This window comes from uncultured Paenalcaligenes sp., from assembly GCF_947630565.1.
GTDB lineage: Bacteria > Pseudomonadota > Gammaproteobacteria > Burkholderiales > Burkholderiaceae_B > Paenalcaligenes > Paenalcaligenes faecalis.
The window spans coordinates 1-9929 of record NZ_CANRIC010000060.1; the positions used below are offsets into that span (position 1 = coordinate 1).

General features: G+C 47.5%; 11 protein-coding genes and 1 tRNA gene. 9 read left to right on the forward strand and 3 right to left on the reverse strand.

The window, feature by feature from the left end:
• Positions 1 to 94 precede the first annotated feature (94 nt).
• Both Q0Z62_RS09795 and erpA read left to right on the forward strand, forming a co-directional pair.
• Positions 95 to 766: a DUF6776 family protein gene (locus tag Q0Z62_RS09795; protein ID WP_269901273.1), complete on the forward strand. Its 672-nt coding sequence runs from the start codon at positions 95 to 97 to the stop codon at positions 764 to 766.
• 61 nt (positions 767 to 827) lie between these two features.
• The gene (gene erpA, locus Q0Z62_RS09800) at positions 828 to 1196 is read left to right on the forward strand and encodes an iron-sulfur cluster insertion protein ErpA (RefSeq protein ID WP_269901274.1); all 369 of its coding nucleotides are present in this window, start codon (positions 828 to 830) and stop codon (positions 1194 to 1196) included.
• Between the two features lie 7 nt (positions 1197 to 1203).
• Here erpA and Q0Z62_RS09805 read toward each other — a convergent pair whose 3' ends face one another.
• Together Q0Z62_RS09805 and Q0Z62_RS09810 are read right to left on the reverse strand one after the other, a co-directional pair.
• Entirely contained in the window at positions 1204 to 2292 is a 1089-nt protein-coding gene (locus tag Q0Z62_RS09805) for an anhydro-N-acetylmuramic acid kinase (protein ID WP_298053986.1), read from the reverse strand.
• A gap of 1 nt (position 2293) precedes the next feature.
• A complete protein-coding gene (locus tag Q0Z62_RS09810) occupies positions 2294 to 3661 on the reverse strand; it encodes a M23 family metallopeptidase (RefSeq protein ID WP_298053989.1) in 1368 nt (455 codons plus the stop codon).
• Positions 3662 to 3873: 212 nt separating this feature from the next.
• On the opposite strand from Q0Z62_RS09810, the gene tyrS reads away from it, so the two are divergent.
• The 7 genes from tyrS (at position 3874) to Q0Z62_RS09845 (ending at position 9573) form a co-directional block, all read left to right on the forward strand.
• Positions 3874 to 5103, forward strand: coding sequence for a tyrosine--tRNA ligase (gene tyrS / locus Q0Z62_RS09815; protein WP_269901277.1), 1230 nt, complete (start codon positions 3874 to 3876; stop codon positions 5101 to 5103).
• Positions 5104 to 5127: 24 nt separating this feature from the next.
• On the forward strand, positions 5128 to 5766 hold the full coding sequence (locus tag Q0Z62_RS09820; RefSeq protein WP_298053991.1) for a YbhB/YbcL family Raf kinase inhibitor-like protein: 639 nt from the start codon (positions 5128 to 5130) through the stop codon (positions 5764 to 5766).
• A gap of 158 nt (positions 5767 to 5924) precedes the next feature.
• Complete coding sequence (glyA, locus tag Q0Z62_RS09825) at positions 5925 to 7169, forward strand: serine hydroxymethyltransferase (RefSeq protein WP_269901279.1); 1245 nt, start codon at positions 5925 to 5927, stop codon at positions 7167 to 7169.
• A 31-nt stretch (positions 7170 to 7200) separates the two neighbouring features.
• Positions 7201 to 7668 (forward strand): transcriptional regulator NrdR, encoded by a 468-nt coding sequence (nrdR, locus tag Q0Z62_RS09830; RefSeq protein WP_269901280.1) that lies wholly within the window; start codon positions 7201 to 7203, stop codon positions 7666 to 7668.
• Entirely contained in the window at positions 7665 to 8798 is a 1134-nt protein-coding gene (gene ribD / locus Q0Z62_RS09835; protein WP_298053997.1) for a bifunctional diaminohydroxyphosphoribosylaminopyrimidine deaminase/5-amino-6-(5-phosphoribosylamino)uracil reductase RibD, read from the forward strand. The genes nrdR and ribD overlap by 4 nt, the downstream gene beginning before the upstream one ends.
• 8 nt (positions 8799 to 8806) lie before the next feature.
• Complete coding sequence (locus tag Q0Z62_RS09840; protein ID WP_298054000.1) at positions 8807 to 9424, forward strand: riboflavin synthase; 618 nt, start codon at positions 8807 to 8809, stop codon at positions 9422 to 9424.
• A 58-nt stretch (positions 9425 to 9482) separates the two neighbouring features.
• Positions 9483 to 9573 (forward strand) — tRNA-Ser (locus Q0Z62_RS09845).
• 258 nt (positions 9574 to 9831) lie between these two features.
• Here Q0Z62_RS09845 and Q0Z62_RS09850 read toward each other — a convergent pair.
• On the reverse strand, positions 9832 to 9929 hold a 98-nt coding region (locus Q0Z62_RS09850; RefSeq protein ID WP_298054002.1), incomplete at its 5' end, for an IS3 family transposase.

A 9929-nucleotide genomic window follows, 5' to 3' on the forward strand; every position in this document is an offset into this window, starting at 1 on the left:
GGGCGTGATTGAATATCACGGCGCCTAAACCGATGACAACAAGAATCACCTTGCTTTAGCTGGGTGAGCTTCAAATTTAGTGGTCTGATTTAACATGAATCATACATCTTCCCCTTCTGGCACAAGCTCATCTTCTACATGGGCCATCGCTGTGTTTGGTGTGATTGCTGGTCTATTAGCTGGGGCAGCAATGGCTTATTACATCAGTAATAATTCGGCATCAAAGCAATTGTTGTTGCAGAATCAATTGCAGCAGCAACAGGTGCAATTACAGCAGTTGCAATTACAGCATCAAACAACACAAACTCAACTTTCTCTAGAGCAAGCCACCCAGCTCGCCCTAGAGCAAAGTCTGAATCAAAAGCAAGATGAGATCGCTCAGCTGCGCGAGCAGCTGGCGTTCTATGAGCATCTGTTACCTTTGTCAGACAAGGGCGCGGTGCACATTCGTGCGTTAGACTTAGAACCACAAGCTCAGGTATTACAGTATCGGCTGTTATTACAACGGCCAGCCGGTTTAGATCGCTTTAATGGCCTCATACAATTTACGGCTCATGGGCAGCAAAATGGCGATTCGGTTACTATAGTATTAAAGACAGCAGGCTCCGATCCTGCTTCAACGACTGCGATTCAGTTTGATCAGTTTTTACGTACGACCGGTTTATTAGATCTACCGCCTGATTTAGACGTTGATGCAGTTACCTTACACATCTATCAAGGCAAGCAGTTGCGTGCCACCCACAAAATTGATTTGAAACCGGCGTAATGCCATGCATCAAATTATTTAGGCTTAAAATAGATTTTATTATTTGTAGCAGGAGTATCTTATGACTACCCTTACCGAAACGGTTGACCTTCAGGCTCCGCCATCCCCTTTGGTTTTCAGTGATTCCGCTGTAGAAAAAGTACGTGAGTTATTAATCGAAGAGGGTAATCCTGATTTGAAACTGCGTGTTTTCGTACAAGGCGGTGGCTGTTCAGGCTTTCAGTACGGCTTTACCTTTGATGATGTGGTCAATGATGATGACACCACCATTGATAAAGGCGGCGTGCAGTTATTGGTTGACCCCATGAGCTTCCAGTATTTGGTTGGCGCTGAAATTGATTATAAAGATGACCTAGAGGGTGCGCAGTTCGTTATTCGCAACCCAAATGCAACCACTACATGTGGTTGTGGCTCATCATTTACTATTTAATACGCCTTTAGGCCTTATGCCAAGCACCTAAAATGGTGCTGTGCCGCGCACCCGTAATGGCGGGTTGTCCGGCAGGGATATTATGCCAATACGCATAAGCAAACCAGGCAAAAGCAGCTGCTTCAACTTGCTGCGCCCCCATTCCAAACCCGTCACTCAGGTGTACGGGTTTGTTGCATTTAGCCTGTATCAGTTTTAACAGATGGCGATTATACGCTCCACCGCCGCACACAATAATTTCCTCTGTGTCTTTGGCATGATGCCGTATCGCATCAGCGACTGATTGTGCGGTAAAGGCGGCTAAGGTAGCTTGTACGTCTGCAGGTGATATAGCGGGTAGTTGGGCCAAGTGGGAGAGCAACCAGCGCTGATTAAAAAGATCGCGCCCTGTGGATTTAGGGGGGGCCAACTGCAGCCACGATTCATTTAACAATTGCTGTAATAGTTTTTCTGATACTTGCCCACTGGCTGCCCATGCCCCGTCGGCATCATAAGCAAGCCCTTGGTGGGTATGGATCCACTCGTCCATCAATGCATTCGCTGGACCAGTGTCAAAGCCCTGGGGGGGCTGATTAGGTCGTAATAAGCTGATATTGGCAATGCCCCCTAAGTTCAAAATGACCCGAGGGTGGCTGGTGTTGAAAACAGCCTGATGAAAGGTGGGAACCAGAGGTGCACCTTGGCCTCCTGCTGCAATATCACGTATTCTAAAATCCGCTATAACATGAATGTGTGTTAGTTCAGCCAGTAGCGCTGGATTATTGAGTTGAATCGTAAAACCTTGATGCGGGGCATGACGCACCGTTTGACCATGAACGCCAATCGCCGTGATTTCGGTCGCCTTGTAGTTGGTTTTATGGAGTAACTCTAAGGTGGTTTGGCCATAGAGTTGCGCCAAATGATTAGAAACCAGGGCCGCCCGGTGTAACTCGTCATAAGACGAGGTGTTTAGCGCTAGGATTTCATTGCGTAAATCACGGGGCATCGCTATTGAATGATGCCCCAATACCTGAACCGATTGCGGTGATTGGATGCGACATAGTGCCGCATCCACGCCATCGGTACTGGTACCGGACATGAGACCAATAAATAACATATTAGTCGTTAATTGCTGCTATAACAGGTTCACCTAAGCCTTTGAGTACAGCAAACTGAGCGCGATATTGGCTCACAGCAGTTTCAAAGGAGGCTTTTTGTTCCTTGCTTAGAACTCGGGCTACAGGTAGCTCTACAGACAGAGGATCAACGGGCTTATTGTTGATGCGGAACTCGTAATGCAGGTGCGGCCCGGTGGACCAGCCTGTGGAGCCCACATAGCCAATCAATTGACCTTGACTGACCGTATCACCTTGTTTTAGGCCATCAGCAAAACGGCTTTGGTGAGCATATAACGTGCTGTAGCCGCTGTGATGTTCTAAGACAATGGTATTGCCGTAACCACGTTGACTGCCGATGGATTTCACTACGCCATCTGCTGTTGCATGGATAGGTGTTCCGGTGGGAGCCGCGTAATCGACCCCGTTATGGTTGCGCCAGCTACCATGCACAGGATGACGACGCCCGCCAAACGTAGAGCTAATACGGGTGAATTTTAAGGCATTACGTAAAAAAGCACCTTGAGATCCCACGCCAGCAAAGTCGTAGTAGCTACCACCTTTATTATCCAAGTCAAACCAAAGGGCATCATGTACCTTGCCTTGGTTTTCAAACTCTAGCGCTAAAACTTTGCCTGCGCCAACGCGTTGACCGTTGTGGCTGTAGGTTTCGTATACAACACGGAAACGGTCATCTTTGCGCAGGTCTTTCATGAAATCGACCTTGGAGCCTAGAATTTCGGGGATTTGTAAAGCGACAGCATCGGGGATATTGGCAGCATCTGTTGCGCCAAATAGGGATGAGCGAATCACGCCTTCGGCCATTTGGATATGGGTTTCAACCGCTAGTGATTCTTCGGAGGCCGTGTAGCCGCCTTTTTCATCAGGACGAATTTCTAACCATTTAGAACTGGCTTCGCCTTTGGATGTGTCTGCTGGGGTATGAACATAGCGTAACCAAAGCAAATCATTCTCATCATTGAGAGCAACTTGTAAGGAGCGGCCAGGATAGAGTTTGTAAATAGAGCGCGCATTTTTATCATGAGTTAAAAATGCTTGTAAGCCCGGGGCTTCAACCTGTAGGCGTTGCAGCAATGCAGCTAAAGTATCACCACGACGAATGCGTGTTTCGTGGATGAAAGGCTCTGTGGATTTTTGACCAAGGGGAGTAATGCCTGCAGGCAGTTCTAGGGCTTGGGTGGCTTGATAAATAATGGGTTCTTCATGAGGCTGTACTACCGCAATAGCAGCGGCACCTGCGAATAAACCAAAGGCAAGCACGAGCAGAGACTTTTGGACGAATTTACTTTTTTTGGGGCTGGTTTGCTGGGAGGCGGCGGTGAGCGATCCGTTATTCCCTTTGTTAAGCATGAGACCAAAACCTTGTGAGATGTTGGGTTTAAAAAAGCAGAAAAAAGCATCTACCAGTTTGGCTTTTGCCTAACTAGAGTGCTTTGGTAAGATGATGCTATATATGGACGAGTCACGCTTTTGCGTGCAGATTATACGTCCAAGCGTTATGCTAGCTTATTTACAGCAGTTTTTCGACCCTTTTTGCGATAAAGTTTTCATCAGGTCTATTTATGTCATTACAAGACGCACCCATTACTCCCGCGGTAGAAGCCGATTTAGCCATTGTGAAGCGCGGCTGCGACGAACTCCTTGTCGAGTCTGAGTTCGCACGCAAGTTAGCACGTAGCCATGCCACAGGCGAACCCATGCGTATTAAGTTAGGTTTAGACCCTACTGCGCCGGACATTCACTTGGGGCATACAGTGGTGCTGAATAAAATGCGCCAGCTGCAAGATTTAGGTCACCAAGTCGTGTTTCTTATTGGTGATTTTACCTCTACGATTGGGGACCCTAGCGGTCGTAACACGACGCGCCCTCCATTGACACCAGAGCAAGTAAAAACCAATGCCCAAACGTATTGCGATCAGGCAAATTTAATCCTTGATCAGAGTAAAACTGAAATCATGTATAACTCCACATGGTTAGACCAGTTGGGCTCACGAGGTTTGATTCAGCTGGCTTCCCGTTATACGGTTGCTCGTATGATGGAGCGTGATGATTTCACGAAGCGATTTAAATCGAATACGCCGATTTCGATCCATGAGTTTATTTACCCGCTTTTACAGGGATATGATTCTGTACAGTTAAAGGCTGATCTAGAGTTGGGCGGTACGGACCAGAAGTTCAACTTGTTGGTTGGTCGAGAGCTACAAAGAGAATGTGGCCAAGAGCAACAATGTATTTTGACGATGCCTTTACTGGTTGGTTTGGACGGCGTAGAGAAAATGTCCAAATCCAAAGGGAATTACATTGGCGTGACCGAAGGCCCAGATTCGATGTTTGGTAAAATCATGTCCGTGTCTGATACATTGATGTGGTCATATTTTGAATTGCTGTCTTTCCGTAGCTTGGCAGAGATCCAAGGCTTTAAAGACGCGATTGCAGCAGGCGCCAATCCACGGGATACCAAGGTCGCTTTAGCCCAAGAAATTGTTGCGCGTTTCCATAGCCAACGGGATGCCGAAGAGGCGCTCCAACGTTTTGAGGCTCGCTTTAAACACGGTGAAATCCCCGAGGATTTGCCTGAGGTGACATTGGCCGGTGCGCCGATGGGAATTGTGAATGTATTGCGCGAAGCAGGTTTAGTTTCCTCTGGCAGTGATGCGCAGCGTAATATCACTCAGGGTGGTGTGCGTATTGATGGCACCCGTGTCGAAGACCGTGGCCTAGAATTAGCTGCAGGCACATATGTAGTTCAAGTCGGTAAGCGTCGTTTTGCAAAGGTTACGCTTAACGCTTAATAACGTATTAATCAGGAGCAAGCGATGAAGCTACGCAGTGATTCTTTTTCTGATCAGCAGGTCATTCCTACCCGTTACGCCTTTGGTAAATATGATGCCCAAACTCGGGTGGCTTTGGCTGACAACATTAACCCACATCTTGTTTGGTCCGAGATCCCAGCTGGAACAAAATCCTTTGTGGTGTTGTGTGTGGATAGTGATGTGCCGTCCAAGCCCGATGATGTGAATCAGTCTGACCGCGAGGTTCCCTCTGACTTGCCCCGTGTGAAGTTTTATCATTGGGTTTTGGTAGATGTGGCGGCAAATACGACCGAAATTGCCGAGGGAGCCTATTCGGACGGTGTGACGCCGCGAGGTAAATCAGGCCCCTTGTCTTTAGACGGAATGCGCCAAGGCCTAAATGACTTTACGCATTGGTTTGCTCAAGACCGAGAAATGAGTGGGGATTACTTTGGTTACGATGGGCCTTGCCCCCCTTGGAATGATTCAGTTGTGCATCACTACACGTTTACGGTGTATGCCTTGGACATAGACGAGGTCCCCTTAAAAGGAAAGTTTACTGGGGATGAGGTGTTAGCCTCTATTCAGCCACATATCCTTGACCAAGCCTCTATAACCGGCACCTATACCTTAACTCCTCGGCTACTGGCAGAGCAAAAGTAAAATTGCTCCTTTGAGGCGTGTGTAAATTACGTTTTAGTGTGGTTTTAGCTGTTTTTTTGTTTTAATCTAGGCTTTTTATGGATTTTTGCAGCTTAAAAGCCTCTAAGACGTTAAAATGCATGCTTCTAATTGCCTTCCCTTTTTAGTTAGGATCTTTCATGTTTGAACGCTCTCATACCCTAGACATTGCTGACCCCGAAATTTGGGCTGCTATTCAAAAAGAAGATGTGCGCCAAGAGCAGCATATCGAGCTTATTGCATCTGAAAACTACACTAGCCCTGCGGTGATGCAAGCTCAAGGCTCCCAGTTAACCAACAAATACGCCGAAGGCTACCCCGGCCGTCGTTACTACGGTGGTTGTGAATTTGTAGACGTGGTCGAGCAACTCGCAATTGACCGTCTAAAAGAAATCTTCGGTGCCGAAGCCGCCAACGTACAACCTAACTCTGGCTCACAGGCTAACCAAGGTGTGTATATGGCCGTGCTAAAACCCGGCGACACGGTGTTGGGTATGAGTCTAGCCGAAGGGGGCCACTTGACACATGGCTCACCGGTTAATGCTTCCGGTAAGCTATACAACTTCATTTCGTATGGCGTAGACAAAGACGAAGTTCTGAATTACGACCAACTCGAAGCATTAGCCAAAGAGCACAAACCAAAATTGATCGTTGCGGGTGCTTCTGCGTACTCTTTGCACATTGATTTTGAGCGTATTGCACGTGTAGCCAAAGAAAACGGTGCGTTGTTCATGGTGGATATTGCTCACTATGCCGGTTTAGTTGCTGGTGGTCATTACCCGAATCCTGTGCCTCACGCTGACTTTGTGACATCTACAACGCATAAATCCTTGCGTGGCCCCCGTGGTGGTGTGATCATGATGAAAGCCGAGCATGAGAAAATCATTAACTCAGCTATCTTCCCAGGTATCCAAGGCGGTCCTTTGATGCATGTGATTGCGGGTAAAGCCGTTGCATTCAAAGAAGCCCTAGAGCCTAGCTTTAAAGATTACGCAGCTCAAGTAGTGAAAAACGCTGATGTGTTAGCCCGTACTTTAGTTGAGCGTGGTTTACGTATTGTTTCTGGTGGTACACAGAGCCACGTCATGCTTGTGGACTTGCGTGCTAAAGGTCTAACCGGTAAACAAGCTGAAGACGCGCTGGGTCAGGCTCATATCACTGTGAACAAAAACTCTATTCCTAATGATCCAGAGTCTCCTTTTGTGACCAGTGGTATTCGTTTAGGTACACCTGCAGTAACAACACGTGGTTTCACTGAAGCCGATTGTGAACTGACTGCACACCTTATTGCTGATGTGTTGGATAACCCCACTGATGCAGCAAACTTGGAAAACGTTCGTAAACGTGTGCATGAATTAACAGCCCGTTTACCGGTTTACCGTTAATTTTTAAGCCCCTTCGGGGGCATGACTGCCTATGAAATGTCCGTTCTGTAGTTTTGAAGACACGCAGGTCGTAGATTCTCGTGTATCCGAAGACGGGGGTACGATTCGTCGTCGCCGCCGTTGTGCTAAGTGTGAGCGTCGATTCACGACTTATGAGCGGGCAGATTTGATGATGCCGACCGTCGTCAAGCGTAGTGGTAGTCGTATGGAGTTCGATATTGATCGGCTGCGAGCCAGTATGGATTTGGCACTGCGAAAACGCTCTGTTCCGGCCCCAGAGGTCGATGCGGCAGTAGCCTGCATTACCGAAGGCTTATTAGTCAGTGGTGATCGAGAAATCAACACGGAACAATTGGGCGAATTGGTCATGGAGCAGCTTAAAAAACTAGATCAAGTAGCCTATGTACGCTTTGCGTCGGTCTATAAAAGCTTCAATGATATAGGGGAATTTGTCGAGGCAATCAACGCGATGCAAGATACCCCTGCCTCTAAGCCGTGACTCACACTTACTATATGCAGCAAGCACTGACCGCTGCACGTCAGTCGCTCTATATTACCAGCCCTAATCCGCGTGTAGGCTGTGTGATTGAATATGGCGGGAAAATCATTGCTACCGGAGCAACCCAAATGGCGGGAGGCCCTCATGCCGAGGTCATGGCTTTGGCTCAGGCTCGATCGTTGGGTTATGTCTCGCTACACCAAGCAACGGTCTATGTCACATTAGAGCCTTGTTCTCACTATGGTCGCACGCCTCCTTGTGTGGATGCTTTGATTCAGGCGCAACCTCAATGCGTCGTCATCGCGATGCTTGACCCCAATCCACAGGTGGCTGGGCAAGGTGTCGCTAAATTACGTGCTGCTGGCATAAAGGTGGTCGTAGGAATAGAGATGGAGCAAGCGTTAGCCATCAATATTGGCTTTGTTGCTCGTATGGTCCGAGGCAGACCGTGGTTATGGTTAAAAACCGCCTCCTCTTTAGATGGACGTACCGCTTTAGAAGATGGTCAGTCTAAATGGATCACAGGGCCAGAAGCCCGCCATGATGGTCAGCATTTTCGGGCGCGTAGTTGTGTGGTGCTAACCGGTATTGGGACCGTTTTGGATGATGATCCACTGCTAAACGTACGTGATTTTTCTACTGCACGGCAACCTATTCGTGCCGTGGTGGATAGCCAGCTACGGCTGTCTCCTCAGGCAAAACTAATGAATGGTGATCCAGTCTGGGTGTTCACCACACAGAGTAATCCAGAGCTGGCTCAACAGTTAGCAGATAAAAATGCTCAGGTCATCGAGTTGCCCCCGGATCCTTCGGGTCGGGTCAGCGTCATTGCCCTTATGCAGTGGTTAGCTCAACAGCAAATCAATGAAGTCCATGTAGAGGCGGGCGCGACATTCAATGGGGCCTTGCTGCAGGCAGGGTATGTGGATGCTTTGTTGAGTTATATCGCGCCGATGCTGATAGGGGCAGGTAGGCCATTGATGCAGTTACCTGTGTTAACTCAGCTAAATGAGGCGCCCCGTTTTGAGATATTGCACAGTAAAATCATAGGAAAAGACGTGCGATTGCTTATGCGTCATGCCGATCATTGGCAGCATCTTTATACTCATATACAACAGCTACAGGCTTAGGAGTTTTTATGTTTACTGGAATTGTGAGTGCCGTAGGTCAGATTAGTCAGGTACAGCACTTAGATCAGCAGGATGCAGATGCTGGCCTGCGTTTGCGTATTGAGGCCCCTGATTTTGATTTATCTCGTTGTAAATTAGGTGATTCCATTGCAATCCAAGGTGCTTGCATGACAGTGGTGGAGCTGCACGATCAAGCATTTACTATTGATATTTCCCGAGAGAGCCTAAACCGCACGGTGGGCTTGGATCAAGCGAGTCCTGTAAACCTTGAGGCTGCGATGCGTTTAGGTGATACGTTGGATGGTCACATGGTGTTAGGCCATGTGGATGGCGTTGGCACAGTTAGCGCTTTTGAGCCTGTGGGTGAGTCTTTTGAGTTACGTATTTTGGCACCTTTGGAACTAGCAAAATATCTGGCATACAAGGGTAGCGTGACAGTAAATGGGGTGAGCCTGACGGTGAATCAAGTGGTGGATCAGCCTCAAGGTTGTGAAATCAGCATTAACCTAATACCGCATACGGTGCAGGTAACTACACTCAAGTATCTAAAAGCAGGTAGCTTCGTAAATCTAGAGGTTGATGCGATTGCTCGTTATGTAGAGCGTATGCTGAGTTTACAAAAATAGATTGTTTGCTTTTTATATTTATTAGTCTATAATAATAATCTTTGCTAAATGCAAGAAAGGACAGGTGACCGAGTGGTTGAAGGTGCACGCCTGGAAAGCGTGTGTACGGTATCCCCGTACCGAGGGTTCGAATCCCTCTCTGTCCGCCAAAATTCAAAAAGCCGTTTCGATTTATTTCGAAACGGCTTTTTTTCGTTTGATTACTGCAATCCATCTTTTTATTTTTTGTTCAATGTAATTAACTACCGTTCTATCAGGGCCTTATAGAAAATCGATATGACGATTTTGCTTGAAGCGTAGAGGGCTGTTGTTAAATTGATGTATCTCATGGTTTAGCCTGTGCTTGTTGGGTATGTTGACATCCTCCCCGCCCTATGAAGTGACCCCCAATAGTTGGACGGTTTCATTTACTGGGCACTAAAGGCCTGTGTTCGGTATTGCACTGGACTCAGTCCTTTCAGTTTTAGTTTAATTCGTTCGTTATTATAGTAGTTAATATATTTGG

Coding starts and splice junctions, on each gene's coding strand:
- glyA (WP_269901279.1), top strand. CDS start 5,925: ATGTTTGAACGCTCTCATACCCTAGACATTGCTGACCCCGAAATTTGG.
- erpA (WP_269901274.1), top strand. CDS start 828: ATGACTACCCTTACCGAAACGGTTGACCTTCAGGCTCCGCCATCCCCT.
- Q0Z62_RS09805 (WP_298053986.1), bottom strand. CDS start 2,292: ATGTTATTTATTGGTCTCATGTCCGGTACCAGTACCGATGGCGTGGAT.
- Q0Z62_RS09810 (WP_298053989.1), bottom strand. CDS start 3,661: ATGCTTAACAAAGGGAATAACGGATCGCTCACCGCCGCCTCCCAGCAA.
- Q0Z62_RS09795 (WP_269901273.1), top strand. CDS start 95: ATGAATCATACATCTTCCCCTTCTGGCACAAGCTCATCTTCTACATGG.
- tyrS (WP_269901277.1), top strand. CDS start 3,874: ATGTCATTACAAGACGCACCCATTACTCCCGCGGTAGAAGCCGATTTA.
- nrdR (WP_269901280.1), top strand. CDS start 7,201: ATGAAATGTCCGTTCTGTAGTTTTGAAGACACGCAGGTCGTAGATTCT.
- Q0Z62_RS09820 (WP_298053991.1), top strand. CDS start 5,128: ATGAAGCTACGCAGTGATTCTTTTTCTGATCAGCAGGTCATTCCTACC.
- Q0Z62_RS09840 (WP_298054000.1), top strand. CDS start 8,807: ATGTTTACTGGAATTGTGAGTGCCGTAGGTCAGATTAGTCAGGTACAG.